Below are 25,132 nucleotides of genomic sequence, written 5' to 3' on the forward strand. Positions count from 1 at the left end.
TGCTTTCCCGGCCCGGCCCTTGCGGCATTCCGTCCGGAGGCGAACGCAGTGTTCCACCCTGATACGCAACGACTGATCGATGAATGGACACGTCTGGCCGCGACGGCCGACGTGCGCGGGGGGATTCCGCAACGGTCCGACCTGATGCCGGAGGCGCTCGGGCGCCTGTTGCCCCGCGTCTTCGTGGCGGACTGGCGGGACGGCCGCGCAGCGCTGCGTCTGGTGGGGACCGCGCTGGAAGCCTTCCTGCGCCGGCCGCTGACGGGCGAGGCGATTTCAACCTTCTGGCGTCCGGCCTCGGCTGACCTCGTCGCCACCGCCCTCGCCCAGTCCGTCCGCGAGGCGCGCCCCGTCGTGGTGGTCGGTCAGGCCCCCGGGGAGCCCGCCGGCCCCGTCGAAATGGTCATCGCCCCGCTTCGAAGCCGTTCAGGCCGACCGGACCAGATCCTGGGCCTGTTCGCCCCCGCCTCCGCGCTCACGGCGACCCAAGCCAGCCCTGTCCTGCTGACCGCCCGGGTCGCCGTGGCGGCCGGAACGGCCGGACGGCCCGTGCTCAGCCTCGCCGCCGTCGAAGGCCGCCGGATCGCCTGAGCGGCATCAGACCGGCTTCAGGTCGGTGAGATAGCGCTTCCAGTTCTGGACATAGTGCAGGGCTGAAATCCTCAGCGCCTCGATCTGTCCGGGCTCGAGCTGCCGCACCACTTTTCCCGGCTGGCCCATCACCAGCGAGTTGTCAGGGATCACCTTGCCCTCGGTGATCAGGGCGTTCGCGCCGATCAGGCAGTTCTTTCCGATTTTCGCTCGCCCCAGCACAACTGCGCCGATGCCGATCAGCGTGTTGTCCCCGATTTCGCAGCTATGCAGCATCACCATGTGTCCGACGGTGACGCCGTCGCCGATGGTCAGGGGTTCGCCCGGGTCCGAATGAAGGACGCTGCCGTCCTGGATGTTGGTGTCGTGGCCGATGGTGATCGGATCGTTGTCACCCCGCACGACCGCGCCGAACCAGATGCTGGCGCCGGACTTGAGAATCACGTCTCCTGCCACGACAGCATTTGGCGCAACCCAGTATTCGCCCTCCGGCGGAAGCTGCGGTTTCTTGTCCGCCAACGCATAGATCGTCATCGAAACATCACCTTATCTTTGGCTTAATCAGCGCTTTAAGCCTTCGTAAACCACGCTAGCATCAATCTGTTGATGCGATTCGAAGCCGACATTTCGGCCCCGGATCCGTAACCGGATCAAGCCCGGTCCGGTCAAGCCAAGGGGAACGCCGTGACGCGTTCGGTTCGGCGGCCTCGTCCGCTGGAAGTTCATCCTTCCTCCGACCCGGGCGGGTGCTGCGCATCCTCTTCTCTCCTCCCCACGATCGTTCGAGGCGATGCTTTTGCGGCATCGCCTTTTTTCATGCCCTGGAGGCGTCCATGACCAAACGTGCTGCCCTGAAGCGTCAGACCCGTGAGTTCGGGGTGCTGGATTCAAACCAGTTCACCCAGGACGCCAAGGTCCGACGGTTGCCCAGTCAGTCAGGCTGGTCGCCGAACCCATCCAATGACGATCGTGATCAGGCCTATGTGAAGACGCTGAAGCCCAAGTCGGACGGTCAGGCCGAACTGCTGACGATGATCGATCATCACAATCTCGTCCTGGCGCTCGGACCCGCAGGCACCGGCAAGACCTATCTGGCTGTGGCGAAGGCGGTCGAGGCCCTGGAGGCGGGCAAGGTCGGCCGGATCGTCCTGAGCCGCCCCGCCGTCGAGGCCGGTGAGTCCATCGGCTTCCTGCCCGGGGATATGGAAGACAAGCTGGCCCCCTATCTGCGCCCGCTCTACGACGCGCTGTCGGACCGGCTGAGCATGAAGCGGGTCAAACACCTGATGGCCGAAGGCCTGATCGAGATCGCGCCCATCGGCTACATGCGTGGCCGGACGCTGAACAACGCCTTCATCGTCGTGGATGAGGCCCAGAACTGCACCTACGTCCAGTTGAAGATGCTGCTGACCCGGCTTGGCTGGCACTCAACGATGGTCGTCACGGGCGACCCGCAGCAATCGGACCTGCTGCCGGGTATCTCGGGGCTCTCGGACATCGCGGAACGGCTGGCGCCGGTGCCGGACATCGCCGTGGTCAAGCTGGCCGAACGGGACATCGTCCGCCACCCGCTGGTCGCGAGCATGATCGGCGTCCTCTGATCCCCTCCACAGCCAGAATGGAAAAGGGGCGCCGGATCATCCGGCGCCCCTTCTTTCCATGACCTACACGAGGGCGGTGACCGAAGGCGGCTCCTTCACCGGCGGCTTGGGCTTGGCGCCCATCCGGTCGATCAGGGCGAACACGAAGGGGTTCAGGGAGATCGACAGCAGGGCGGCGGCCAGGATCAGGTCGTGTGTCTCCTGCCGCATCCCCCCCAGCTGGACGCTGAGCGCCGCCAGGATGAACGAGAACTCCCCGATCTGGGCGAGGGCCGCAGCGACGGTCAGGCTGGTCGCCTTGTCGAGCTTGAACACCGTGGTGATGGCCAGCGCGGCGATCGACTTGCCGACGATGACGATGGCCAGCACGCCAAGCACCGACAGCGGCTCGTTGATCAGGATCTTCCAGTCGAACAGCATGCCGACCGAAACGAAGAACAGCACCGCGAAGGCGTCGCGCAACGGCAGCGACCGCTCCGCCGCATTATGGCCCAGCGGCGAACTGTTCAGCACGAGCCCGGCGAGGAACGCGCCCAGGGCGAACGAGTGGAACAGTGCATACGCCACCCAGGCGATGCCCAGCGCGATGGCGAGCACACCGAGGGTGAACAGCTCGCGCGACTTGGTGTGGGCGATCCGGACCAGCACCCACGGCAGCACCTTGGCGCCGACGATCAGCATGATGGCCGTGAACCCGACCACCTTGAACAGGGTCCAGCCGATCGAGCCCGCCAGTTCCGCACCGTCCAGCGTCTCTCCCGGCTGGATGACCAGCAACGGCAGGATCACAAGGGCGATGACGATCACCAGGTCCTCTACGATCAACCAGCCCATGGCGATGCGACCGACATCCCCCTTGACCTGCTTGCGCTCCTCCAGCGCCCTGAGCAGCACGACGGTCGAAGCCACGGACAGGGCGAACCCCATTAATGTCGCTTCCAGATGGCTCATGCCCAGCAGGCGACCCAATCCCCAGCCCAGCGCCGTCGCGACACCGATCTGAACCAGTGCGCCGGGGATGGCGATTTTTCGGACCTTCATCAGGTCGGCCAGTGAAAAGTGCAGACCCACGCCGAACATCAGCAGGATCACGCCGACCTCCGCCAGTTGCGGGGCCAGTTCGGTGTCCGCGACGAAGCCCGCGGTATGCGGCCCCACGATAATGCCGGCGACCAGATATCCCACCAGCGGCGACAGCTTCAGACGATTGGCCAGCATCCCGAATATGAAGGCCAGCACGAAGCCCCCCACCAGTGTGAGGATCAGGCTGTCAGCGTGGCTGGCGACTTCGGTGGCGTGCTGGGCCACATCGGCATGCGTCATCGGCGCTCCTTCAGGTGCGGGCGGGAATCCTTGCGGGTTTGAAGCGTGACATTTGGGGCCTGGGGCCCGCCGCGACAAGACGAAACGCGCATTCCGCGACCCCGTGGCACGATAAAGTCTCTTCGCGAGCGCGGTTGAGGCTGCTAACCCGGACCGCTCAATTTCTCAGCGGCCCGAATGAAAATCCCACGCATCGCCTACGCCGCCTACGGCTTCGCCCTCTTCGTGATCGTGGTCGATCAACTGACCAAGGCCTGGGTCATGTCCGGTCTGGATCTGCAGGAAGTTGGACGGGTCTTCGTCCTGCCGCCGATTTTCAACTTCACCTGGGTAGAGAACCGCGGCGTCAGCTTCGGCCTGTTCGGGGACGGCTCGGCCCGCTGGGTGCTCAGCGTTTTTTCGGTCGCCGTCGCCGGCTTCCTCGGCTGGTGGGCGCTCAAGGCGGACCGTCGCCTGCTGATCACGGCCATCGGCCTGGTCATGGGCGGAGCCGTCGGCAACGTCATCGACCGCATCCGCTTCGGCTTCGTCGTCGACTTCCTCGATTTCTCGGGCACCGGCGTGTTCCCATGGGTGTTCAACGTCGCCGACAGCGCCATCACCATCGGTGTCGTCCTGCTGATCGCCGACAGCCTGCTGTCAGAGAAGGCGGCCAAGGTTGGCCTCGCCGCCGAAAAGTCGTAATCAACGGCTTCCACTAGGGTTTACGCGCGCGCCGTCCGGCGCACCGCACCGGGATTAATCATGCGCCTTCGCACTACCGCAGTTCTGACCCTCGCCGTTTCGGCGCTCGCCCTCGGCGCCTGCTCGGGCCTCCAGCAGAGCATTGGCCTGTCAAAGGTCACGCCGGACGAGTTCCTGACCGTCTCGACCGCCCCGCTGACCGTGCCGCCGGAATACGGTCTGCGTCCGCCGGCGCCGGGCCAGCCGCGCCCGCAGGAGCTGGCGCCGGAATCGGCCGCGCGTCAGATTCTTCTCGGCCAACGTCAATCGGTCACCCGCACGCCGGGCGAACAACTGCTGGTCGCCCAGGCCGGCGGCGACCGCGCTGACCCGCTGGCGCGTTATGTCGTCGACGATGAGTTCGGCGATCTGACCCATAAGGAAGAGAGCTGGGCCAACCGCATCATGTTCTGGCGCCGCGAGGATCCCGCAACCCAGACCGCCGTCACCACCCAGACCGCTGAAGGCGCTGTCACCATCGACGCCGCCAGCGAATACGCCCGCATGCAGGCCCTGACGGGCGGCCGCGCCGGCATCAGCATCACCCCGCGTCGTGACACGGGCTTCAAGCTGCCGGGCCTCTAGGCTCACGCAAAACCGGACAGGATCACGCCCGGACGCCCAGCGTCCGGGCCTTTTTCTTGCGCGACGAACTCAGGCCTTGGCCGCGCCGGCGCGAAGCCCACGCTCCGCCAGGGCCACCACGGCGACCCCCGCCATCGTCAGGCCCGCCCCCGTCAGGATCTGTGGCGTCAGCACGTCGCCCATGAAGAGCCAGCCGATCAGGATCGACACCACCGGCGTGGCCAGCAGATAGGGCGTGACCCGTCCCGCCGGCCGCTTCTGCACCAGCCAGAACACCAGGGTGGTCGCCAGCACCGACGACACCAGCCCCGCCCAGATCAGGCAGGCCCAGATCATCGCGTTGGACTGCTGAAGGGCGGCCCACTGGCCCTGCTCGAACACCGCCGAGCCGAACGCCAGCGTCGGCAGGGCGACCAGCGCCAGCAGGCCCTGCATCTTCAACGGCGGGATGGAGGTCGTGCGCCGGGCGATCACCGTGGTCATGGCCCAGGCGCTGGCGGCGACGACGCCGACGACGATGCCCTTCCAGTCTTCGATGGCGTGCGGGTCCAGCGTCATCCAGGCGACGCCCAGGAACGCGATCCCCATTCCGATCAGGGCGAAGCGGGACAGCTTCTCGCCCAACAGGAGGAAGGCGAACAGCGCCGTGAATGGCACCCAAAGTTGGGTCGCCACCGATACGGGACTGACATCATGGGCCAGCCAGAAGGCGAAATAGACCAGTCCGTAGTGCAGCGGGCCGCCGATGCAGACGATCAGCAGCAAACTCTTCCAGTTGGGAAAGGGCGGGCGGACAAAGGGGATCAGGCAGGCCGCCGCGATGGCGAACCTCAGCGCGCCGACCAGCAAAGGCGGCAGGGTCTCGGTCGCCAGCTTGGCTGCGGCGTTGTTCACGCCCCAGATGACGATGATCGCAACGATCGCCGCGATCTCGAGCAGGCTGAGGGGGCTGTGGGGTTTGTCCGGGGTAATCACCGGACCGGGTTAGCCCGCGAACGTGCCGGGCGCGAGAGGGGCGCCCGACACTTCGCATTTCGGAATGTGGCCGTCAGGCCGGTTCGCGGATCAGAACGGGATGTCGTCGTTCAGGTCGTAGCTTTCCTTCGGGCCGGAAGGCTTGTTGGCGCCGCCGGTCGAGAAGCCCGACGAATAGTCGTCGTCGCCGCGACCGCCGCCGCCATAGCCGCCGCCCGAACCGCCCCCGCCGCCGCCATCGGCGCGGCCGCCCAGCATGGTCAGTTCACCGCGGAATTTCTGGAGCACGATCTCGGTCGTGTACTTCTCGACCCCGCCCTGCTCATACTTGCGGGTCTGCAGCGAGCCCTCGATGTAAACGGTCGAGCCCTTCTTCAGATAGTTCTCGGCGACCTTCACGATGTTCTCGTTGAAGATGACCACCCGGTGCCACTCGGTCTTCTCCTTGCGCTCGCCGGTCGACTTGTCGCGCCACGTTTCCGAGGTCGCGATCGACAGATTGGCGACGCGCTCGCCCGAGTTGAGGCTGCGGATTTCCGGATCCTTGCCCAGATTACCGACCAGAATGACCTTGTTGACGCTGCCCGCCATCATCGAGCTCCTTTAGCTAGCTGGCCCACCACGCTTCGCGCTGATTCAGGCCGTTCCACCGTGGCCTAGCGCGCTTTCGCGCCGCCGGGGCCGTTTTGTCGTGACCATCCACAGAACTCGGACGGAGAGGGATTCTTGTTCCACCTTTGTTCACGCCTGTCCAGCGGCGCGATCGAGGTCTGTTTTGACGCTACTGTCCGGGGACGACCGGCGCCTGCTCGATCGCACCCGGCACAGCCAGCCGACCGTCTCCGGTGCGGGCCAGGGCCATGAACCGTGAGCCTGTCAGGGTCTTGCCGAACGAGACACCCGCGCGGTCGATGAAGATGAACTGCCCCTGGTACGCGCCGATCGCCTCGCGGCGCGTGCCGCCGAGACCGAGGAAGCGGAGGCGCATCTCTTCCAGACGGGCGGCGCAGAACTCGATCTGTGGCTGGTCGCGGGCCACGACATTGAATTTGGGGGCCTCCCCTTCCGCTCCGAGTTCCACCGAATAGCAGACGCCCTGGTCGAAGGGCGCCTTCACGGCGTTGTCACAGCCCGTCAGGGACACGGCGGCCAGACCGGCGGCGAAAAAGAGCGTCGTACGCATATCAACGAAGTCCCGGGAACTGGCAGCTGCGGTCCTGCTCCGCGAGGGTGCGGAAGCGGTTGTTGTCGGGCGACTGTTCCACCCGGCGCGGCACCAGACGCAGGGTCGTCTCGCCCCAGCGACCGTACAGCGCCTCGCCCGGACGCACGCAGGTGCCAGCGTACAGCTCCTGCACGCACTGGTTCAGGCTGCCGCCCGACGAGACCGTGCGCCAGTCGGAACCGGTGTAGCGCATGCACTGGCCACCGCCCGCCTGCGAGGGCTGGGTCGACTGGGTCGAGTCCGAGGCGACGGCCTCAGTCTGATTTTCCGCCATCTCCGTCGGCGGCGCGACAGGCGGCGGCGACAGCGATGCGGTCGGCGCGGCGACCAGGGCGCCCGTCGCGTCCACTCCGACGTCCAGAGCGTCGGTGGCCAGCCCGTTCCGGCGCGCACAATCCGTCAGCGTCGCCATGCCGACGAATTGACCATCGACGTAGCAGCGCAGCTCACGTGTCGAATCCAGACCCGGCGCATCGGCTACCGAGACCGTCAGACCGCCCTGCGCCGCCGGCGGCGGAGCATCCGGCGCATTGTCGCTGTCCCGGGTCAGCAGCAGACCCACGATGACGGCGATAACGACGGCCGCCGCGGCGCCGATCGCGATTAGGATTCGATTGTCCTTGGGCATGAAGGGCTCACGTGGATGATGCGCCCACTAACCCCGCCGGGGTGTCACGCGTCAACGCTCTTCATGGTCACGGCGCTACCCTCCAAGGCGCGCAAGGGCCGCCTGATAGTTCGCCAGTTGAGCCGTCAGATAGGCTGGAGCCGTTCCCGTCATCGCCGGGGTGTTCGATGCCGGAGACAGGCCCCGGTAAGCGTCACGAATGGCCTTCATCGCCGCCTGGATCTTTTCGCCCGCCGTCTTTACGGCCGCGGCGTCGTTCAGGGTCAGATTGGTCGGCAGGCCCAGACCGAAGGTCTTGGTCACGTCGTCGCCCGTCGTCCGCCCGATATAGCCCTGTGACAGGCCCAGCCCGAGCAGGGCGTCGCGCCCCGTCTCGCCGGAGGTCAGCACGGCGCCCTTCACCCCATCGCGCGCGGTGATCGTCAGACGCTGCAGACCGGTCCGCAGAGCCGTCGCCAGATCGCCCGGTTCCGCCCCCTTGGCCGTTTCGGAAGCCACAGTGACCTTTAGCTTCATATTGGACGCCTGCTCGATCTTGCGCGCGAGCGTCTGCAGGGTGTCGCGAGCCTCGATGGTCACCGGCACGGAACGACCGCCATCAGCCGGCGAGACATAAAAGCGGTCGCCCACACGCAGCGAGGTGGCGTTGGTCAGGGTTTTCGACTGGCTCTGGTCAATCTCGCCCTGCGGCAAACCGAGGCGATCCAGAACGCTGGCCCCGCCGGACGCCACCGCCAGCGTCAAGGGTGAAGCCTGCGCCCCATCGCCGTCCCAGTCACGCCGCCATTCGACGGCGCCGGTCGCGGGATCGATACGGGTCAGATAGGCTTTCGTCGGGTCGGTCGTCTTGGCGTCCTCAGGCCGATCAGCGACGCCGGTCAGCCAGACCTTGCCGTTCTGGATCTTCATGTCGGCGGCGCTGTCGTCACCGGTTCCGCCAATGTAGGTCAGGCGGTCATCGGTCGAGGCGACCAGACTGTCGTCGATGACGGCGACGAAGGCGTCCTTGCCCCCGTGGTGGGCGCTGGTGATCGTGCCGATGCCCAGCGCGGCGTTGCGTGTCGTGCCACTGAGGACGACCTTGCCGTTGACCACGGCCAACCCGCTGATCTCGCCACTGGCATCGCCCAGGTCTCGGGTCGCTGCCAGCGTCGGCTTGCCATCGGCGGCCAGGGCGAACTGCCGCACGACGATCCGGCCGTCTTCGATGCCGGCGGAATAGAGCGTGTTTCCGTCGACGGCGACGGCGTCGACGCCGTCGGTTCCGGCGGTGCCGAACTGGACCACGCCCGCCGCCGTCGCAACGGTCGGAGCTGACGGGTAGGCCTGGGTCGCAGTGAAGGCCTGCACATAACCGTCCCAGCCGCCCACGCCGACCGTGCCGGTCATTGAGGACTGCGCCCTGCCGCCCACATAGACAGCGCCGTTAGGGCCGAAGCTGACCGAGGTCGCCTCGTCGGCGGCCCGCGCGCCACGACGCTGGGTCCAAAGCTCCTGCCCATCAGGATCGAAGACGGTGACGAAGCTGTCGGCCACGGTCGAAACATCACCGGCCTTGCCGCCATCCAGCGCCCCGGTGACGGAACCGGCGACCGCGACTTTCCCGTCGGAGTTGACGGAAATGGCATAGCCGCTGGCGGTCGACGCCGCGCCGATCGCCTGGGTCATGACCACACGGCCTGCGGAGTCCAGCTTGATAAGGGCGACGTCCTTCTGGCCCTTGATCGGCTGGGTGTCCGGCCCGGCCTTCAGGTCCGCAACCATCCAGACAGAGCCGTCTGGCCCGGTGGCGCTGGCGCGAACGGTCTCGACGCCTTCGGGAAGGGCGGTCTGTGATGCGCGACCCGCGACCCACTGGGTTTCGCCGACGCCCCCCGCGGTCGGCGCAGGCGCGGAGCCGCCAGTGTCGCTCTGGAATTTGAGCATCTGCAGACCGCCGGTCGTTCCGGCGTTCTGGACCACGTAAACGGCGTCCGCGGCCGTGACCGGGGTGAAGCTGACCTTCTCGGTCGTGACGCCCCGCACCACCAGTGCGAACTGGTCCGCCCCCGCCGGAAGTGTGGTCGTCTTGCCGCCGACGGTGATCGTCTTGGGCTCGGGCTTGACGAGTTCACGGCCGATCCGCGTCTCTACGCCCGCATCCGTGAGCTTGCTGTTGATATGGTCCAGCACATTGGTCAGCGTGCGCGGCTTTGTTCCCATGTCGGTCAGGTCGATGGAAACCGCCGACGTGGTGTTGTCGCCCTTCTTGACCGTGATGTTGAACTGAACTTCGCCCGCGAAGGCCGGGGACAGATCGTCCGGCGAGCCCTCGTGGATCGGCCCGGTGACCGAAATCGCGCCATCGCGTGCGACCGCGGCTGTCGTCTTGCTGGTCGAGGACGCCGTGCCCTGCACCAGGCGAATACCGTCCAGATCGGCCCCTGGCAGCCATTTGCTGACCTCCGCCATCCCGGCGGCGAACCGCTTGTTCAACTGGCTCAGTTCAAGGGCCGCGACCCCCTTTGTGCCCGCCCGGTTCGCCAGGGCGTTCATGCTCTCCAGCCCGGCGTAGAGGGCGAACAGCTTTTTGTAGTCCGAAGACGCACCCTTGATATCGAGTTGGGCCGCGCCCTCGTTGATGAAGTTCCGCCCGCCGAGGGCCGCCCGAAGCAGGGCGCTTTGTTCAGGCGCCTTGACCGTGCTCGACCAGGGCGGGGTCGGTTGAGCCTTCGACTGGGCAAGCGCGGTCGCGGTCGTATACGGCGTCGTCGTCGACGCCGTCCCACCGTAAAGCCCCAGAAGATAGCTGTTGTTGATCACAGGACGCTCCTGCCCGCGAGCCTAGCGGCGGCGCCGTAACGAGGGCTTAACGGCGCGATCGGGAAGCGAAGTTCGCGCGACAGGCGACGCGACTCGGGGAACAATGATCGACAGCGCCCGTTAATCGAGCGCCGGACACGGAGGATTGCCCGATGAGTGCCTTCGTCAACACCCTGAAATCGTTGCTCGCCCTGTATGGCTTCGGGCCGCGCGGCGCGCACCGGCGGCGACCCGAACCCATTTCCATCGGCCGATCGACGGGACGCCGACTGGCCTGACCGTCAGCCTTGGAAGAGCGACAGGATGATCTGCGGCGCCTGGTTGGCGATCGACAGGGACTGCGCGCCGAGTTGCTGCTGAACCTGAAGGGCCTGCAGGCGCGCGCTTTCCTTGGCCAGGTCGGCGTCGACCAGATTGCCGATGCCCGACTCCAGCGTATCGACCAGCTTCGAAACGAAGGTGTTGTGCGCCTGGATCTGCTTGGCCTGGGCGCCGATCTCGCCGAGTGCGGCGTTCAGCTGGGTGATCGAGTCGTCCAGCTTGGTCAGGGCGGTCGTCGCTCCCGTCAGGGTCAGCAGGCTGTCGCTCAGCGACAACTCCATGATGGAGCCGCCCAGCGACAGGTTCCGGGACGACAGGGTCACGAAGGCCGAGGCGTCGGCATTGGCGAGGAATTTGATGCCGGTGGTCAGCGAGCCGTTCAGGAGATTGCCGCCATCGAAGCTGGCGTTGTCCACGGCCGACTTGATCGCCCTCAGCAGGGCCTTGAAGTCCGCGTCCAGCAGTTGACGGGACTGGGTCTTGAGCGAGGTGTCCTTCGCCGCAGTGACCTTTTCCTTCAGCTGGTTGAGCAGATCGGAGATCGATTCGCCGGCCGACAGGGCCACGTCCGCAATCGACGTCGCGCGATCGAGGCTTTGCTTGACTGCCCCGAGGGCGCCGACGTCCGCGCGCTGTGTCTGGGCGATGGCCCAGATGGCGGCGTTGTCCTTGGCGCCCTGAACCTTGAGGCCCGTGGAGACGCGGCTTTGCACGTCCGCCAGACGGGAGTTCGTCGTGGTCAGGTTCTGCAGCGCGATCTGCGCGGCGACATTGGTGTGGACGCTATTCGTCATCCGACTCAGCCCTTTGAGGTTTGGACAAGGCTAAGTCTGTAACCGTGCACACATGGTTAACGCCGATTCACCACGCATTTTAACCGCGCGGATCGCTCCTGCGCGGTCGGTCGGATGGTGTCAGATCCGTCAGGCCCGGGTGTCGATTACCGCGCCGGCGCTGTAGTCCGTGCTCCGCATCAGATCGACGACCTGCTCGCGGGGGAACTGCTTGACGATCTCGCCCGTCAGCCGGTCCATGGTCTTGTAGATGAACGATCCTGACTTCGGACCTTCCTCGATCACGAGGCGATAGCGGGCGGCCTGGTCGGCTTCCTGCTGGGCCCTTGAATCACGGAAATCGCCATTCGTGGCGACGGGAAGGGACGTGACGTCGTGCGCAGTAATTGCACCTATTTTCGCATTGCCTTGCATGTCTCCGACCAACACCGGTCAGGCGTCGGCTCCCTTCAGGGGGACTGGAGCGGTTGGGCGGGATCCTCGGACCCCGCCCTTCCGATCGTTCCTTAGCGGAACAGTCCCAGCAGCGTGGAGGTCGAGGAGTTGGCGATCGACAGAGCCTGCACACCCAGCTGTTGCTTGGTTTGCAGCGCTTGCAGTCGTGCGCTTTCCTTGGCCAGGTCGGCGTCGACCAGGTTGCCGACACCGGCTTCCAGGGTGTCCTGGAGCTTGCCGACGAAGGTCAGGTGGGTGCCGAACGACTTGGAGCCGGTGCCCAGACGAGCGAGCGAGGCCGAAACCTTGTCGATCGAGGTGTTCACCAGAGCCAGAGCCGAACCAGCGGCGGTCGAGGTGCCGATGGTCGTGGTCGCGGCGACGGTCACGTTAGCACCACCCAGCGACAGGTTTTCACCCGCCACCTTGATGGTCGTGCCCGAGGTGTTCGCCAGCGCCTTGTAGCCGCCCGTGCCGGTGGAGTTGTCCAGCAGGTTGACGCCGTTGAACTTGGCGTTCGAAACCACGGTGCCGATCTGGTCCCGGATGGCTTTGAAGTCTTCGTTCAGCGCGGCGCGGGCCGAGGTGGTCAGGCTCTTGTCGGTGGCCGACAGGGCCTTTTCCTTCAGTTGGCCGAGCAGGTCAGAGACCGACTCACCAGCCGAAAGGGCAACATCCACGGCCGACTGGCCACGGTTCAGGCTGTCCTTAACGGCGTTAAGGGCGCTGATTTCCGAGCGTTGCGAGGTGGCGATGGCGAAGATGGCGCCGTTGTCCTTGGCGGACGAAACGATCTTGCCGGTGTTGATACGGTTTTGAACCGTTTGCAGTTCGCTGTTGGTGACCGACAGGTTCTGCAGGGCGACCATTGCGCCCACGTTCGTGTTAACGCTGTTCAGCGCCATGACGAGTATCCTTGTTTCAAGGTGTCCGACGCCATTTTGGCGGCCGGGAGCGTTTTGCTCAGGGGACACAGCAGCAAGGGCGGGGCCAGTCGCATTTCCGCCGTGCCAGATCAGCGACCATTGTTTTTGCTACGTTAGTTCCTGTTAAGCACGTCGGCCGCCCGGCACATTGTGCCGGGTTGGCGGCAACATCTGCCGGGCAGGGCTGCAGAAACTGCCGCCAGGTCCGGCGTTCGGGTAAAAAACAGCGCACCCACCGGACATGGGGGACCCTGCGATCAGGGAACGGAGGGGGAGCGCCAGCGGTCCTGAAGGGCGCGTTCGTCGATCAGGGTGTCGACCGCCAGACGCCGCGCCGCATCGCACGCCGCCAGCGCCGCCCCTCGCGCCATGTAGGACGCCTCCAGATCAGCCAGTGTCGGCGCCCCCGGCAGACGATCCAGTCGACAGGGCGTCAGCACCGCCTGCGGAAGGGTCAGCCGGGGCGGAACCACAGACGCCGGGGGCGAAGCTGCACAGCTCGCGATCATGGTCGCGCAGGCGAGCGGCGCGGTCCGGGTCCAGTTGAATTTGGGCGTCATAGGCGTTCCTCGCTTCGGCCCGGGCGGCGACGGTGACCCGTGCCAGCCCGACAGCCTGTTGATGATGGTGTTCAAGCCGGGCCGACTGGGCGACCGCGCCCTCGACCTCGAGGCCGCGCGCCTCGGCCTGGGCTGCGGCGGTGTCGGCCCGGCGTTCGGCCGTCTCCAGACGGCGCGCGCCGGAGCCGAACGGGTCCCAATGGAGGCCGAGGCCGCGCGCGCCGACCAGCAGGGCCACGACGACCGCGACGATCGCCACCAAGCCGCCGACTGGAGACAGGATCCCCACGATCTTGCGCGGGGTCACGGGAAGACCGTCCGATCCAGCTCGAAATGAGGACCGTCACACAGGGTGGACCAGTCGCCGCCCCACACGATGGCCGTGCCCTGTCGGACAGCGGCGGCCTTGAAGGCGGCGGCGATGCGCGGATACAGGGGCCAGTCCCAGCGGATCTGACCGTCCACCAACGCCGCCACGTCGACCGCGTGACCGGTCAGATGGCGGGAGTGTCGGGTCCGACTGGCTCCGGCGCGGACAAGGACTGCCTGCCGTTCGGGCGTGCGCAGCCCCTCCGTGACCGTGAAATCGACGGGACTCAGGGCGATGGCCTCTTGCACCAGCGCGACCAGCCGGGGGTGCACGCCCTCCAGACGGGCGACCGAGCGTTTCGAAAGACGCCATCCCATCAGCGCCCCTCCCCTTCCGGAGAGCGCCGCAGCAGGCGCAGGCTGGCGATTAGTTGCTGCGCCGTCGGTGCGACAAGGTAGAGCACCATGGTCAGGGCCAGCAGCCCCATGAGCCCGTCGACGAGTCGCGCCGTCTTCTCCGCCGGAACGCTCTCGATCACCCGATGCAACAGCAGCCAGGCCGCGCCGGTGGTGGCGAACACGTACAGGCGCCGCCAGAGCCACCGACCTTCCGCCAATGGAGGCGGTCCACCCTCGGATTGAACAGGGTCGGTCATAAATCGTCCTCCACATCTTCAAAGCGCCAGGCTTGGCGTCGCCAGCCTGCGTCCGACGCGGCCAGCAGGTCCTCGCGGGTTAGCCGGTCGGGAAGCTGTCCGGCTTCGGCGTCCAGCAACTCGATCTCGTCTTCGGTCCAGTCGGGCACAGCGCTCATCCTTGCGCCGTCAGCCAGACGATGCCGGAGGCTCCGGCTCCGCCTGCCCCACCCGCGCTCACGCCTGCGCCGCCGCCGCCGCCGCCCGCACCGGCGGCTCCGGCGTTTCCGCCCGCATGGCCGGCTCCAACTGCGCTGCCGCCACCACCGCCCCCACCGCCGCCCGCCCAGTGAAGGTGATGGAGCGGCGCCGTCGCCCCGGCTGCTCCAGCAGCGGCGACGGCGCCTGCCCCGCCGACGGCCCTCACCGCCAGCGCACCGCCATCGCCCCCCGCTCCACCGGCGCGCGCGATGCCGGACGCGTCCAGTCCGCCACCTCCTCCGCCGCCTCCCGGGGCATCGGGACGGTCGAACGCCCGGCCCGCAGCGGCCGTCGCTGTCAGACTTGAGGCGCCCCCGGCGTTGGAGTTGGGCACACTAGCCCCGCCCACGCCCGCCGCGCCGCTGACCGCTCCGCCCAGCCCGCCGCCTCCACCGCCGGTCGCGGACAACAGCACGGTCGAACCGAGATAGACCCCTGAGCCGGAGCCGCCCGCACCGATGCTCGCGACGCCACCCACCCCGCCGGCGCCCACGACGACCGTCAGTCCCGCCGCCAACTGATCGGCAGGCCAGACAGCCTTGCTCACACCGCCTGCGCCGCCGCCTCCCCCGCCATAACGTCCGCCTGAAGCGCCGAAGGCGCCCGCGCCGCCGCCGCCGCCGCCGGCGACCGCGACCACTTCTACCGACCGCGCCCAGTCAGGCGGGACCCAGCTCCCGTTGCTTGAAAAGATCGTGGTTTCGCGCCGCCCGGCGCCTTGGCTGAACCAGACCCGACCGGTCGTGCGATCAACGCCGAACGCGTTGCGCCAGACGCCGCCGTCAGCGCTGACCTTCAGCGTCAGATCCTCGTCGCCGATCAGGCCCAGCTCTGCGCGGCCGCCATAGCCGGACTGGAACAGCACGGACAGGACGTCGGTCGCCCCCGCCTTGTTGAGGGTCAGGCGGAGATCGCCGTCGCCGCCTGCCGTCGCCTCCAGCGCCGTCCACAGCGCCTTGTTCAGCTTGGCCACAAAAGGATTGTCCGCATCTGCCGTCGCGCCGACGCCTAGCCGCCCCAGCGGCCCAACCTCACCCAGTCTCGCCCCCAGCGGCGTCCAGCCTTGCCCCTCCCGGACCATGAACACAGCCTCGTCAGCGATCCAGACGAGCAGGCCCTCCGGGGCCTCGACCTCTAGCCAGCCGCCGGTCTCAGCCCGAACCAGATCCCCCCCTGCGAAGGCGCTCCAAGCTTCGCCGCCTGCGCCATCAGGCACGATATGAAGAGCACCTTCGTCGGGACTGGCAGGTGGCTCGACCGTCCGACTGGCGACGGCGGTCTGGACGAGAGCGTCCAGCCGGGTCAGCGCCTCGTTCAGGGTGACATGCTTCTGCATCTGGCCGGCCGCCAGGTAAGGCAGGCCCAGCCGGGCGGACTGGTCGTCGCTCATGGGATATCTCCGGGAAAACTTCGGAGATCAGTCTGCGGGCCCGGCTTCCTCAGGCGGGCTCATGACGCTGGCGCGACATTTTCCTCCACCGGATCAGTGGATTAGGATCCGAAAATATGCGGGTTGAACATGAACTCCCGCGCCTTCTCAGTCGTGAAGATAGACGATCCGTCTCAACTTCGGATCCGCCTTCATTCTGGCCACATGGCGTTCGTGATCACCGGAACTCCGGGCGTCCTGTTCACGCGCCTCGACCCAGTGGGTGCTCTCGATGTCCTTCTGCAACGCCCTGGCCGCCATCAGGTGGCCGGGGAAGAGCACATCGACCACGCTGGGAATGAAATCGAGGAAGGGCACCTCGCCCACCGCTGTCGTGACGCTGTCGAGGCCGAGATATCCCAGCATCTGGACCACCGTACCCGGCGCGGCCTTGGCCTTGACCGCCTGCATCAGCAGCCATCCCGCCGCCCCCAGCGTATAGGCCGTGCCCACCACCGGGACCCAGGTCAGCAGGCCGTCCATACCGATCCCGAACGGGCCGATGCCGATGACGCGGTCTGAGAGTTTTTTGACGCCCTCGACATTCGTCCAGATTTTCTCGATATCGCCGATGGTCCGTCTGGGCATTCCATCCTCCGAAAGCGAGCCCGTAACGCGCCATGCAGACCGGCGTTCACCATAAAGCGCAAGAGGGTTCGTCGTGGCGATCGCTGGTTCTGCGAGTCATCAGCGGGCTGAGCATCCTCGGCTTCGCGGGCGTCATCATCCTGACCAACCTGCTTCGCGCCAACATCGGGCATCGCTGGGTGGACATCTTCGGCCAGTTTACCGCGCCGATGTTTTTTGCGGTCGCCGCCGCCACCGCCATAGTCGGAGCGCTGCGCCTGAAGAAGGCGGTCTGGAGCGGCTTCCTCGCTTGTGTGTTCACTTTCATCTGCGCTGGACCACAGTGGTTTACTGACGCAGGGAAGCCAGAGCCCGGCGCGTCCGTCGTGCGGCTCTATTCCGCCAACGTCTATTACCTGAACGACGATGTCGCCGCGATGCGTCGGTCGATCGAAAAGGCCGACCCGGACATCATCATCCTGATTGAGGCGGGCCAAGGCCCGATCGGGCGGCTGGACGAGTTGCTGGCGGGCTATCCTCACCGCGCCGGTTCGATGCGGCTGGACGACACCCGCGGCCCATCGCGCTCTATCATCGCCTCGCGCTGGCCCCTGCGTCAGATCGAAAACCGGCCGGATGGCCTGCACTCCGTCACCGCCGTGGCGGAGACTCCGCTCGGCGACGTGAATGTCGTCGGCGTGCATCTGACCCGCCCGTGGCCGTTCCAGTATCAGTGGGGCCAGATCAGCCAGACGATGGCGCTCGGCGACATTCGCCGCACGCTGGACGGCCCCGTTATCGTGGCCGGCGATTTCAACAGCGTCTCCAACGCCCGAATCGGCCGCCAGATGAAACAGGATCTGGGGCTGTATCCAGCCAGCGGTTTTCCGGGCACCTGGCCCACCGATCTTCCGGCGCCGTTGGGCATCACCATCGATCAGGTGTGGCGCTCGCCGGACCTCGCCTTCGTCAGCCGCAGGCTGGGCCAACGCAACGGCTCGGATCACTACCCCGTCGTGACCCAATTCACCCGCGCGGCGAAGTAGCCAGCGCGGCCAGTCGCTCGGCGTGACCGTCGGTCGGGAAGTCGTCCGCGATCCAACGGGTTTCGAAGGCCTTGAGCAGCCGCCCGGTCTCGGGACCCGGCGTGATGCCCAGTCGTGCAATGTCCTTTCCCCCGACCGGCAGGCTCGGCGGCGACCAGTCCGCAGCGATCGCGAGCAGGCGCGCCGCATCCTGAGTCCGGTCCGGGGCGCCGGCATGGAGCCGACGCACAGCGTCCGCGACCGCGCGTCCACGATGGCGATAGATGGCCACCCGAGCTGAGGCGTCGCTCATACCCAGTGATACGGCCGGGGACGCCAGCGCCGAGGCCACCAGACGATCCCGCACCGCATTGGGCAGCCGCAGGCGTTCCGCCGCGCCGCGCATTGCGTCCGCATCAACTGCGAACAGGGTCATCAGCCGGACGACGGGATCAGCGCTCAGGGGGACAATGGCGTTGAAGAGGTCCAGCGGCCCGGCCTCCGGCAGCACCTGCTGCAGCACGCCTGTCTGCGCCATCGCCGCCATCGACGCGCGTGGTTCTTCCGCCGCCAGTAGCTTCATCAGCTCTTTCGACACCCGTTCGGCGGACAGACGGCTCATTCCGGGGGCGAGGTCTCGGCAGGCCTGAAGCCCCTCCGCATCCGGCTGCCCCCGGCCGTACCAGGCGAAGAAGCGGAAAAAGCGGAGGATGCGCAGATAGTCTTCGCGGATGCGTGTTTCCGGATCGCCCACGAAGACGATTCGCCCGGCCGCCGCGTCATCGACGCCATGCCCGGTGGGGTCGAACACCCGACCCTCGCCGTCGGCGTAGAGGGCGTTCAGGCGGAAGTCCCGACGGGCCGCGTCCTCGGCCCAGTCGCTGGTGAAGGCGACCGTGGCGTTGCGACCGTCGGTGGACACGTCCCGGCGCAGGGTCGTGATCTCGAACGGCTCGCGCCCGGCCACCGCCGTCACCGTCCCGTGCGCGATGCCGGTGGGCACAGCCTTGAGCCCTGCGGCGCGAATCGCGCGCTCGGTCTCTTCCGGCTTCAGCGTGGTGGCGATGTCGATGTCGTCGATCTCGCGCCCTATCAGGGCGTTGCGCACACATCCGCCGACGAAACGAGCGCTGTCCGGTCCTCCCGCCGCTTCCAGAGCCGCGATCACCGCGCGTGTTGCGGGCGCCGTAAGCCAGTCCTGTCCGGTCAGGACGGTCATGCTGCGTCCTCTCCGGTCGCCGCGACCCGATCCGCCTCCTCACCGTACAGGCGGGCGCACAGTCCACGCAGGATGCTGGCCGTCACGCCCCAGATGTAGCGCTCCTGATAGGGCATGGCCCAGAACCGGCGGACCGGCTGCCCTTCCAGCTCGTAGGAATCCTGCCGGTGGTTGACCGGGTCCATGACGAAGTCCCAAGGCACCTCGAACACATCGGCCACCTCTGCCGGGGACGGCGTCACCGACGGCGGCTGTGTCAGCCAGCCGACAACCGGCGTCACCAGAAACCCCGTGCCGGTCTCATAGGCATCGCCGATCCCAAGCACCTCCACCACCGTGGGGTCCAGCGCCACCTCTTCAAAGGCCTCGCGCAACGCGGCCTCGACGGCGGTTTCGCCGGGATCGAGTCGTCCGCCAGGAAAGGCGATCTGACCCGTGTGGCTGGCCAGACTATCGGAGCGGCGCGTCATCAGGACCGTCGCCCCCTGCCCGGCCGCGATAATCGGGATGAGCACGGCGGCGGGTCGCAGCGCCTTGTCGGTTGTTCGCGCACCGGGGTTCAGATCGAAGTCCGACCGCACAGCGGCGCCCTCCGCCGACCAGTCGGACGGCGGCGTCAGCTTTTCCAGCAGCCGTTCGCGCAGGCTGACCAGGCTCATTCGACAGCTCCCAGCGCGAACGAGAGCCCGGCGGATTGCACAAACAGTCGTCCGTCGCTTTCGACGGCCATCTCGACCAGTTCATAGAAGACCGGACGGTTGATCCGTGCCCACAGATCGGAGCGCACACGGATGCGAGGCGCGGGCTCGCCGGTCGCCGGGTCGGTCTCGACGACAATGGGGAAGTCGGCTCCGGCCACGGTCTCGTCGCCCATGTCGGTGACGAAAACCAGCGCATCGCCCCGGCGCTCGACGGCAATGGCGCGGAACGGCAAGTCCTCGACCGTGATCGTCAGCTTCTCGCCCGGCGTGACCAGCACATAGCCATCGACGTCCTTGCGCAGGATGGTCGAGAACAGACGCACCAGTTCGGTCCGGCCAATCGGCGAGCCCTCGTGCATCCAGACGCCATCGGCGCGGATGACGATGTCGATGTCTCCGCAGTGCGCCGGATGCCAGAGATGCACCGGCGGCAGGCCGCGGCCCGGCGCCTGCTTCGCGGCCTCGGCCATCGCAGCCAGGCCAGTTGTCGTGTCGGAGGTGCCCATGGGATCAGACTTAGGTCGTTCGCCCCGGCGTGCAAACCCGATCACGCGGGTTCGACGGTTCCGGAGGGCTCGCCGCTGCCGCGCCACAGCACGCGGCGCCGGTCCACCGGCCCTTGCAGACGGGCATCAGGCGCGGCGCGGAAGCCGAAGCGGTCGAAATAGGGGGCGTCGCCGACCAGCAGGATGCCGGTCTCCCCCGCATGGTCGATGCAGGCCTGGACCAGATCCGCGCCCAGCCCGCCCTTGCGGCTGTCGGCCGAAACGGTGATGGGGCCCAGAAAAAGGGCCGGCTGTTCGCCGACAGTGATTGACCACAGCCGCACCGCGCCGATGACGCGGCCGTTTTCACGCGCGACGAAGCCGGCGGCGATGCCCGCGCGTTCACGAATGCGCTCCGCCGTCTTGGCGTAGCGGCCCGGACCGAAGGCGGCCATGACCAGCGCCTCCACCGACGCGGCGTCGGCGGGCGTTTCGGCGTCGATGCGCACGGAGATCTGAAGGGCGGCGTCGGTCATGAGCGCGCGCACCTAAGGCCCGCGCTCACGGGAATCAACCGGCTTTCGAGAAATCCGGCACGCGCTTCTGGGTGAAGGCCATGAAGGCCTCCATCGCCTCGGGGCTCTTCATCTGGCTACCGAACGCCTCGCCCTCGCGTTGCATCAGCTCCCACAGCCGTTCGGCGTCGCGCATCAGGCGCTTGGTCTTGCGAATGGAGTTGGGCGCACGGGTGGCCAGTTTCGCAGCCAGTTCGGCGGCGACGGCCTCGACCTGATCGGTGGCGACGGCGCGATTGGCCAAGCCCCAGGCCAAGGCGGTCCGGCCATCAATCGGCTCTCCCAGGGCGAAGATCTCGAAGGCGCGCTGATGCCCCAGCACCTGCGGCAGCAGCAGGGACGAGGCCGCCTCCGGCGCCAGCGCCAGGTTGATGAAGGGCGCCGACAGCAGGGCGTCCTCGGCCACCACCACCATGTCGCAATGAAGCAGCAGGGTCAGGCCGATGCCCACGGCGCGGCCGCGGACGGCGGCGACCACCGGCTTGTCCAGATCCGCCATCGCCTTGAGGAAGCGGAACACCGACATGTCCATCGGCTCGCCCGTCTGGGAGCCGATGGCGATGAAGTCGCCGATATCATTCCCGGCCGAGAAGCTGTCGCCCTCGCCGCGGAACAGCAGCACCTTCACGGCGTCGTCGGCGCGCGCCTGTTCGGCGGCGTCCGACATGGCCGCGTACATGGCCTGGGTGATCGCGTTCTTCTTGTCGGCGCGGGCCAGGGTGACGGTCAGCACGCCGTCGGCCAGCTCGGTCTTGATGTGGTCGGTCATGCCGCCTCCTCCCCGTTTGTCGTTGAACGCCACCAGTCGACGCCGTCCGCATCGCGTTCGCGAACGGCCAGCCCGAGGCGAAGCATATAGTTCAGATGGGCGACGCTCTCGCCCGTGGCCATGCCGCGCACGCCGTCGCCGACGGGGCGGGCGAACAGCGCCGGAAACACGTCCACCGCCCGCTTGGGCTCCCTCAGCGAGCGCTCCAGACGCTTCAGCGCCACATGGTGGCCCCGGATCAGGGCGTCCAGCCGGGTGTGGGCCCCGCGGAAGACCTCGCCGTGCGACGGCAGGACCAGAATGTCATCCGGAAAGACCGTCTTCATCCGCTCCAGCGACGCGAGCCAGTCGCCCAGCGGATCGGCGTCAGCCTCGGTCGGCCAGACAGAGACGTTGGAGGAAATCTTCGGCAGGATCTGGTCGCCGCCCAGCACAACGCCGTCGTCCTCCCGCCACAGGCAGGCGTGTTCCGGACTGTGGCCTTCGCCGATCACGACCCGCCATTCGCGCCCGCCGATGCTCAGGCGATCGTCTTCGCGGATACGCTGATAGCTGGACGGCAGTGGCGACACCGCCATGCCGAACCGGCCGAACTCCTTGCGATAGCGGGCGATCTGCCCCTCGTCCCACCCGGCGGCGCGATAGAAGTCCGCGCCGCTTTCGGGCGCTGGCTGACCGGTATCGGCCAGCAGCATCCGCGCCGTCACATATTCCAGCCGCGTCATGATCAGCGGCGCCTCGAAGCGTTCGCACAGCCATCCCGCCAGCCCGATATGGTCCGGATGCATATGGGTGCAAATCACCCGGGTGACCGGATCGCCGCCCATCGGCCCGGCCAGCAGCAGCTCCCACTCATCCTTCGTGCCGTTGATCGCCAGACCGCAGTCGATCACCGCCCAGCCGTCGCCGTCGCGCACGGCGTAGACATTGATGTGATCCAGCTGCATCGGCATGGCGACGCGCATCCACAGAATGTCCGGCGTCACGGCGATGGCCTCGCCCGAGGCTGGAGGCCCGGCGAAAGGATAGGTCAGGCCCCGCTCAGGCGGCCTCGCCTCAGTTTCAACCGGGATCACGCCGTCAGCCAAGTCCGTCTCCAATCGCAACGCAGGAGGGATAGCCCGAACCACAGCTCCGCGTCCAGCATGCGCCTTGACCCGGCCATAACCGCTCGCCAAGGGTGTCCGCGAAGTATTTCTCTCCCGGAGTTTCCCGTGTTGAACAGAAAGATCATGGCTGTCGTCGGCGCTGCCGTGCTGGCCCTCGGCGTCGCCCAACCCGCCTCTGCCCAGGACGGCGGCCGTAGCGACGAGAGCTCGCGCGCCAGCGGCTCCGTCAGCGGCGAATCGGTCCTGCCAGGCCGTATCGGCGGCGGTCGCGATCAGCGCCGCACGCGCGGGAACGGCCGCACTGCCGCCCGCGAGCAGGCTGCGCCGCCCGCCGCCACGCCGGAAGAGATCAGGGCCGCAGCCCAGGCTCAGCTGACCGCCGCCAATGTGACCTGCGAACTGACCGAAGCCACCAACCCCGGCAAGATCGGCGAGGCCGCTGTCTATGAAGCCGCCTGCGCCAACACCGAAGGCTACATTCTGATCGCTTCGACCCCGCCGCAGGCGTTCGGCTGTATCGAACTGGCCGGCACCGCCGCCATCACACGGTCGCGCGACGCCAACGCCGACGTCGGCCAACAATGCGTGCTGCCCGCCAACCAGAACACCCTTGCCGTCATCGGCGGCTGGGCCCGCACCGCCGGCGCCACCTGCACGGTCGATGAGGCCCAGGCGATCGGCAAGAGCGATGACAACAACATGGTCTATGAGGTCGGTTGCGCTAACGACAACGGTTACTGGCTGGAGAAGCTGGCGACCGGCTGGGACCTGAAGGACTGCATTCAGGTCACGTCGATGGGCGGCGCTTGCCGCTTCACCACGGCCGAGGAAAAGAACAACAGCTTCAAAGCCAAGCTGGCCGGCACGGACGCCGCGGGCTGTGACGTCAGCGAGGTCCGCCTGATGGGCTCGAACGGCAACGGCAGCTTCTACGAAGCCAAATGCGCCGCTGAAGGCCAAGGCTATATCGCTCGTTTGAACAACGAGGGCGTGACCCAGCAGGTTTACCCCTGCGCCACCGCCCAGAGCATTGGCGGCGGCTGCACCCTGACCACCGCCGCGCCCGCGGCGGGCGGTCGTCCGTAAGCAGACAGACCATCTAACTGCTGAACGCCCCGGAGGAGACTCCGGGGCGTTTTTCGTTGGCGCTTCCCTCGCCTCGCGACGCGCTTTAGCTTCCGCCTCATGCGCATCGCCACCTGGAACGTGAACTCGGTCAACGCCCGCCTGCCCACCGTGCTGGCGTGGCTGGAGGCCGCCCAGCCCGACGTCGTCGGCTTTCAGGAAATCAAATGCGTGGACGAGAAATTCCCGCGCGAGGCCTTCGAGAGCCTGGGCTACAATGTCGAGGTCCACGGGCAGAAAACCTACAACGGGGTCGCCCTGCTCTCGAAATTTCCAATGTCCGACGTCCGCCGCGGCCTGCCGGGCGAGGACCAGTCGGGGGTTGAGGCCGAGGCGGTCCATTCCCGCTATATCGAGGCCCTGATCGAATGCCCGCGCCCCGTGCGGGTCGGGTGCCTGTACCTGCCCAACGGAAACCCGGTCGAGAGCCCCAAGTTCGCCTACAAGCTGGGCTGGATGGAGCGGCTTGAGGCGCACGCCCGCACCCTTCTCGCGCAGGAAGAAGCCTTCACCCTGTGCGGCGACTACAACGTCATCCCGACGCCGGACGACGCGAAGGATCCGAAGGCCTGGGTCAATGACGCCCTGTTCCAGCCCGAGAGCCGCGCCGCCTTCCGGGCATTGCGCTACCTCGGCCTGAGCGAGGCGGGCGAACTCGGCAAGCAGCCGCCGGGGACGTACACCTTCTGGGATTATCAGGCGGGCGCCTGGCAGCGCGACCACGGCATCCGCATCGATTTCCACCTGCTGTCGCCCCAGGCGGCGGACCGGTTCCGGGGCGTCGAGACGCACCGCGACGCGCGCGACATGGACAAGCCGTCCGACCACGTCCCCGTGGTCGTCGAGCTGGAGGACTGACCGTTGGGCGAGGCATTCCGGGCGGTCCTGCTGGTGGCGCTGGGCGCCGCCGCCCTGACCACCGGGGCGCTGCTTCTGGTCTGGTGGATGGAACCCGTGCGCCGCATGCGTCGGGCGCTGCTGAAATCACTGGGCGTCGTGCCGGAGGCCGAGGCCCTGTCGCCCGCCGAGGGCCGCGCCGCCGGTCTGGACTTCGACGGCGCCCAGGTGGCGGTGCTGTGGAACCGGGGCGGCAGCGGTCTGGTCTACGCCTTTGACGAGATCGAGGGCGGCGAGATCATCGTCGACGGGCACGTTGTCGCCCGCGTCCGCCGCGGCGAGGCGCGCAAGTCGCTCGATATCCTGGCGCCCGACGCCGAACAGGTCGTACTGCGGCTGATGTTCGCGGACGCCCGGCATCCCGAGTTCGAGCTCGCCCTGTGGGACGCCACCCTGCCGGTCCAGACCGGCTCTCCCGGCGAGGCCCTGCGACTGGGCCGCCGCTGGCTGTCGCATCTGGAAGCCTTGCTGAAGGGTTGAACGTCTCCTCCCCGCGAAGTGGGGAGGTGGCTCCGAGCCCCGCGAGGAGGCGGAGGG

The 25,132-nt window shown here is 67.2% G+C and carries 31 protein-coding genes; 9 read left to right on the top strand and 22 right to left on the bottom strand.

Annotation, left to right across the window (positions count from 1 at the left end; genetic code table 11):
* Positions 1-48 precede the first annotated feature (48 nt).
* Positions 49-591: a PAS domain-containing protein gene (locus ACW174_RS01500; RefSeq protein ID WP_492015926.1), complete on the top strand. Its 543-nt coding sequence runs from the start codon at positions 49-51 to the stop codon at positions 589-591.
* Between the two features lie 6 nt (positions 592-597).
* Here the strand turns inward: ACW174_RS01500 and ACW174_RS01505 are convergent, their stop codons facing one another.
* Positions 598-1,125: a gamma carbonic anhydrase family protein gene (locus tag ACW174_RS01505; protein ID WP_492015927.1), complete on the bottom strand. Its 528-nt coding sequence runs from the start codon at positions 1,123-1,125 to the stop codon at positions 598-600.
* A gap of 287 nt (positions 1,126-1,412) precedes the next feature.
* Here ACW174_RS01505 and ACW174_RS01510 point away from each other — a divergent pair, with 287 nt between their 5' ends.
* Entirely contained in the window at positions 1,413-2,192 is a 780-nt protein-coding gene (locus ACW174_RS01510) for a PhoH family protein (protein WP_492017225.1), read from the top strand.
* A 63-nt stretch (positions 2,193-2,255) separates the two neighbouring features.
* Here the strand turns inward: ACW174_RS01510 and ACW174_RS01515 are convergent, their stop codons facing one another.
* Complete coding sequence (locus tag ACW174_RS01515; RefSeq protein ID WP_492015928.1) at positions 2,256-3,515, bottom strand: cation:proton antiporter domain-containing protein; 1,260 nt, start codon at positions 3,513-3,515, stop codon at positions 2,256-2,258.
* 177 nt (positions 3,516-3,692) lie between these two features.
* Here ACW174_RS01515 and lspA point away from each other — a divergent pair, with 177 nt between their 5' ends.
* A complete protein-coding gene (lspA, locus tag ACW174_RS01520) occupies positions 3,693-4,199 on the top strand; it encodes a signal peptidase II (protein WP_492015929.1) in 507 nt (168 codons plus the stop codon).
* Between the two features lie 60 nt (positions 4,200-4,259).
* Positions 4,260-4,823 (top strand): DUF3035 domain-containing protein, encoded by a 564-nt coding sequence (locus tag ACW174_RS01525; protein ID WP_492015930.1) that lies wholly within the window; start codon positions 4,260-4,262, stop codon positions 4,821-4,823.
* A gap of 69 nt (positions 4,824-4,892) precedes the next feature.
* On the opposite strand, the gene ACW174_RS01530 is transcribed toward ACW174_RS01525, so the two are convergent.
* From ACW174_RS01530 to ACW174_RS01550, 5 genes are all read right to left on the bottom strand, one after another.
* On the bottom strand, positions 4,893-5,798 hold the full coding sequence (locus ACW174_RS01530; protein ID WP_492015931.1) for a DMT family transporter: 906 nt from the start codon (positions 5,796-5,798) through the stop codon (positions 4,893-4,895).
* Between the two features lie 90 nt (positions 5,799-5,888).
* Complete coding sequence (gene ssb, locus ACW174_RS01535) at positions 5,889-6,389, bottom strand: single-stranded DNA-binding protein (protein ID WP_492015932.1); 501 nt, start codon at positions 6,387-6,389, stop codon at positions 5,889-5,891.
* A gap of 190 nt (positions 6,390-6,579) precedes the next feature.
* On the bottom strand, positions 6,580-6,981 hold the full coding sequence (locus tag ACW174_RS01540) for a hypothetical protein (protein ID WP_492015933.1): 402 nt from the start codon (positions 6,979-6,981) through the stop codon (positions 6,580-6,582).
* A 1-nt stretch (position 6,982) separates the two neighbouring features.
* A complete protein-coding gene (locus tag ACW174_RS01545; protein WP_492015934.1) occupies positions 6,983-7,651 on the bottom strand; it encodes a hypothetical protein in 669 nt (222 codons plus the stop codon).
* Positions 7,652-7,726: 75 nt separating this feature from the next.
* The gene (locus ACW174_RS01550) at positions 7,727-10,453 is read right to left on the bottom strand and encodes a transcriptional regulator (RefSeq protein ID WP_492015935.1); all 2,727 of its coding nucleotides are present in this window, start codon (positions 10,451-10,453) and stop codon (positions 7,727-7,729) included.
* 152 nt (positions 10,454-10,605) lie between these two features.
* Here ACW174_RS01550 and ACW174_RS01555 point away from each other — a divergent pair, with 152 nt between their 5' ends.
* Entirely contained in the window at positions 10,606-10,731 is a 126-nt protein-coding gene (locus tag ACW174_RS01555) for a hypothetical protein (protein WP_492015936.1), read from the top strand.
* A 3-nt stretch (positions 10,732-10,734) separates the two neighbouring features.
* Here the strand turns inward: ACW174_RS01555 and ACW174_RS01560 are convergent, their stop codons facing one another.
* From ACW174_RS01560 to ACW174_RS01600, 9 genes are all read right to left on the bottom strand, one after another.
* A complete protein-coding gene (locus tag ACW174_RS01560) occupies positions 10,735-11,568 on the bottom strand; it encodes a flagellin (protein WP_492015937.1) in 834 nt (277 codons plus the stop codon).
* Between the two features lie 129 nt (positions 11,569-11,697).
* A complete protein-coding gene (locus ACW174_RS01565) occupies positions 11,698-11,982 on the bottom strand; it encodes a flagellar protein FlaG (protein WP_492015938.1) in 285 nt (94 codons plus the stop codon).
* 92 nt (positions 11,983-12,074) lie between these two features.
* Positions 12,075-12,908, bottom strand: a complete 834-nt coding sequence (locus tag ACW174_RS01570; protein ID WP_492015939.1) for a flagellin — start codon at positions 12,906-12,908, stop codon at positions 12,075-12,077.
* 408 nt (positions 12,909-13,316) lie between these two features.
* The gene (locus tag ACW174_RS01575) at positions 13,317-13,796 is read right to left on the bottom strand and encodes a hypothetical protein (RefSeq protein ID WP_492015940.1); all 480 of its coding nucleotides are present in this window, start codon (positions 13,794-13,796) and stop codon (positions 13,317-13,319) included.
* Positions 13,793-14,176, bottom strand: coding sequence for a M15 family metallopeptidase (locus tag ACW174_RS01580; RefSeq protein ID WP_492015941.1), 384 nt, complete (start codon positions 14,174-14,176; stop codon positions 13,793-13,795). Before ACW174_RS01580 ends, ACW174_RS01575 begins: the two co-directional genes overlap by 4 nt.
* Positions 14,176-14,454 (bottom strand): hypothetical protein, encoded by a 279-nt coding sequence (locus ACW174_RS01585; RefSeq protein WP_492015942.1) that lies wholly within the window; start codon positions 14,452-14,454, stop codon positions 14,176-14,178. The genes ACW174_RS01580 and ACW174_RS01585 overlap by 1 nt, the downstream gene beginning before the upstream one ends.
* Positions 14,451-14,603: a hypothetical protein gene (locus ACW174_RS01590; RefSeq protein ID WP_492015943.1), complete on the bottom strand. Its 153-nt coding sequence runs from the start codon at positions 14,601-14,603 to the stop codon at positions 14,451-14,453. The genes ACW174_RS01585 and ACW174_RS01590 overlap by 4 nt, the downstream gene beginning before the upstream one ends.
* 5 nt (positions 14,604-14,608) lie before the next feature.
* Positions 14,609-16,084 (bottom strand): DUF2793 domain-containing protein, encoded by a 1,476-nt coding sequence (locus ACW174_RS01595; RefSeq protein ID WP_492015944.1) that lies wholly within the window; start codon positions 16,082-16,084, stop codon positions 14,609-14,611.
* A gap of 147 nt (positions 16,085-16,231) precedes the next feature.
* On the bottom strand, positions 16,232-16,711 hold the full coding sequence (locus ACW174_RS01600; protein WP_492015945.1) for a DUF4112 domain-containing protein: 480 nt from the start codon (positions 16,709-16,711) through the stop codon (positions 16,232-16,234).
* A 32-nt stretch (positions 16,712-16,743) separates the two neighbouring features.
* On the opposite strand from ACW174_RS01600, the gene ACW174_RS01605 reads away from it, so the two are divergent.
* Entirely contained in the window at positions 16,744-17,736 is a 993-nt protein-coding gene (locus ACW174_RS01605) for an endonuclease/exonuclease/phosphatase family protein (protein WP_492015946.1), read from the top strand.
* On the opposite strand, the gene ACW174_RS01610 is transcribed toward ACW174_RS01605, so the two are convergent.
* The 6 genes from ACW174_RS01610 to ACW174_RS01635 are packed head-to-tail and all read right to left on the bottom strand — an operon-like array spanning position 17,717 to position 22,552.
* Positions 17,717-18,934 (bottom strand): CCA tRNA nucleotidyltransferase, encoded by a 1,218-nt coding sequence (locus tag ACW174_RS01610; protein ID WP_492015947.1) that lies wholly within the window; start codon positions 18,932-18,934, stop codon positions 17,717-17,719. The two genes, ACW174_RS01605 and ACW174_RS01610, sit on opposite strands and share 20 nt — an antisense overlap.
* On the bottom strand, positions 18,931-19,593 hold the full coding sequence (locus tag ACW174_RS01615) for a CoA pyrophosphatase (RefSeq protein WP_492015948.1): 663 nt from the start codon (positions 19,591-19,593) through the stop codon (positions 18,931-18,933). The genes ACW174_RS01610 and ACW174_RS01615 overlap by 4 nt, the downstream gene beginning before the upstream one ends.
* A complete protein-coding gene (locus tag ACW174_RS01620) occupies positions 19,590-20,141 on the bottom strand; it encodes a DUF1285 domain-containing protein (RefSeq protein WP_492015949.1) in 552 nt (183 codons plus the stop codon). The genes ACW174_RS01615 and ACW174_RS01620 overlap by 4 nt, the downstream gene beginning before the upstream one ends.
* A 41-nt stretch (positions 20,142-20,182) precedes the next feature.
* A complete protein-coding gene (locus ACW174_RS01625) occupies positions 20,183-20,656 on the bottom strand; it encodes a GNAT family N-acetyltransferase (RefSeq protein ID WP_492015950.1) in 474 nt (157 codons plus the stop codon).
* Between the two features lie 34 nt (positions 20,657-20,690).
* Positions 20,691-21,464, bottom strand: coding sequence for an enoyl-CoA hydratase (locus ACW174_RS01630; protein ID WP_492015951.1), 774 nt, complete (start codon positions 21,462-21,464; stop codon positions 20,691-20,693).
* Positions 21,461-22,552 (bottom strand): MBL fold metallo-hydrolase, encoded by a 1,092-nt coding sequence (locus ACW174_RS01635; protein ID WP_492015952.1) that lies wholly within the window; start codon positions 22,550-22,552, stop codon positions 21,461-21,463. The genes ACW174_RS01630 and ACW174_RS01635 overlap by 4 nt, the downstream gene beginning before the upstream one ends.
* Before the next feature lie 126 nt (positions 22,553-22,678).
* Here ACW174_RS01635 and ACW174_RS01640 point away from each other — a divergent pair, with 126 nt between their 5' ends.
* The 3 genes from ACW174_RS01640 (at position 22,679) to ACW174_RS01650 (ending at position 25,075) form a co-directional block, all read left to right on the top strand.
* Positions 22,679-23,659: a hypothetical protein gene (locus ACW174_RS01640; protein WP_492015953.1), complete on the top strand. Its 981-nt coding sequence runs from the start codon at positions 22,679-22,681 to the stop codon at positions 23,657-23,659.
* A gap of 99 nt (positions 23,660-23,758) precedes the next feature.
* Positions 23,759-24,556, top strand: coding sequence for an exodeoxyribonuclease III (gene xth / locus ACW174_RS01645; protein ID WP_492015954.1), 798 nt, complete (start codon positions 23,759-23,761; stop codon positions 24,554-24,556).
* Between the two features lie 3 nt (positions 24,557-24,559).
* Positions 24,560-25,075: a hypothetical protein gene (locus tag ACW174_RS01650; RefSeq protein WP_492015955.1), complete on the top strand. Its 516-nt coding sequence runs from the start codon at positions 24,560-24,562 to the stop codon at positions 25,073-25,075.
* The last annotated feature ends 57 nt before the right edge of the window (positions 25,076-25,132 follow it).

Source organism: Brevundimonas sp. AVps31 (genome assembly GCF_058681355.1).

Bases quoted from the DNA above. Each gene is read 5' to 3' on its own strand.
- lspA (WP_492015929.1), top strand. From the start codon at position 3,693: ATGAAAATCCCACGCATCGCCTACGCCGCCTACGGCTTCGCCCTCTTC.
- ACW174_RS01585 (WP_492015942.1), bottom strand. From the start codon at position 14,454: ATGACCGACCCTGTTCAATCCGAGGGTGGACCGCCTCCATTGGCGGAA.
- ACW174_RS01620 (WP_492015949.1), bottom strand. From the start codon at position 20,141: ATGGGCACCTCCGACACGACAACTGGCCTGGCTGCGATGGCCGAGGCC.
- xth (WP_492015954.1), top strand. From the start codon at position 23,759: ATGCGCATCGCCACCTGGAACGTGAACTCGGTCAACGCCCGCCTGCCC.
- ACW174_RS01625 (WP_492015950.1), bottom strand. From the start codon at position 20,656: ATGACCGACGCCGCCCTTCAGATCTCCGTGCGCATCGACGCCGAAACG.
- ACW174_RS01615 (WP_492015948.1), bottom strand. From the start codon at position 19,593: ATGAGCCTGGTCAGCCTGCGCGAACGGCTGCTGGAAAAGCTGACGCCG.
- ACW174_RS01610 (WP_492015947.1), bottom strand. From the start codon at position 18,934: ATGACCGTCCTGACCGGACAGGACTGGCTTACGGCGCCCGCAACACGC.
- ACW174_RS01595 (WP_492015944.1), bottom strand. From the start codon at position 16,084: ATGAGCGACGACCAGTCCGCCCGGCTGGGCCTGCCTTACCTGGCGGCC.
- ACW174_RS01560 (WP_492015937.1), bottom strand. From the start codon at position 11,568: ATGACGAATAGCGTCCACACCAATGTCGCCGCGCAGATCGCGCTGCAG.
- ssb (WP_492015932.1), bottom strand. From the start codon at position 6,389: ATGGCGGGCAGCGTCAACAAGGTCATTCTGGTCGGTAATCTGGGCAAG.
- ACW174_RS01565 (WP_492015938.1), bottom strand. From the start codon at position 11,982: ATGCAAGGCAATGCGAAAATAGGTGCAATTACTGCGCACGACGTCACG.
- ACW174_RS01540 (WP_492015933.1), bottom strand. From the start codon at position 6,981: ATGCGTACGACGCTCTTTTTCGCCGCCGGTCTGGCCGCCGTGTCCCTG.
- ACW174_RS01605 (WP_492015946.1), top strand. From the start codon at position 16,744: ATGCAGACCGGCGTTCACCATAAAGCGCAAGAGGGTTCGTCGTGGCGA.
- ACW174_RS01600 (WP_492015945.1), bottom strand. From the start codon at position 16,711: ATGCCCAGACGGACCATCGGCGATATCGAGAAAATCTGGACGAATGTC.
- ACW174_RS01555 (WP_492015936.1), top strand. From the start codon at position 10,606: ATGAGTGCCTTCGTCAACACCCTGAAATCGTTGCTCGCCCTGTATGGC.
- ACW174_RS01505 (WP_492015927.1), bottom strand. From the start codon at position 1,125: ATGACGATCTATGCGTTGGCGGACAAGAAACCGCAGCTTCCGCCGGAG.
- ACW174_RS01580 (WP_492015941.1), bottom strand. From the start codon at position 14,176: ATGGGATGGCGTCTTTCGAAACGCTCGGTCGCCCGTCTGGAGGGCGTG.
- ACW174_RS01515 (WP_492015928.1), bottom strand. From the start codon at position 3,515: ATGACGCATGCCGATGTGGCCCAGCACGCCACCGAAGTCGCCAGCCAC.
- ACW174_RS01545 (WP_492015934.1), bottom strand. From the start codon at position 7,651: ATGCCCAAGGACAATCGAATCCTAATCGCGATCGGCGCCGCGGCGGCC.
- ACW174_RS01525 (WP_492015930.1), top strand. From the start codon at position 4,260: ATGCGCCTTCGCACTACCGCAGTTCTGACCCTCGCCGTTTCGGCGCTC.
- ACW174_RS01630 (WP_492015951.1), bottom strand. From the start codon at position 21,464: ATGACCGACCACATCAAGACCGAGCTGGCCGACGGCGTGCTGACCGTC.
- ACW174_RS01570 (WP_492015939.1), bottom strand. From the start codon at position 12,908: ATGGCGCTGAACAGCGTTAACACGAACGTGGGCGCAATGGTCGCCCTG.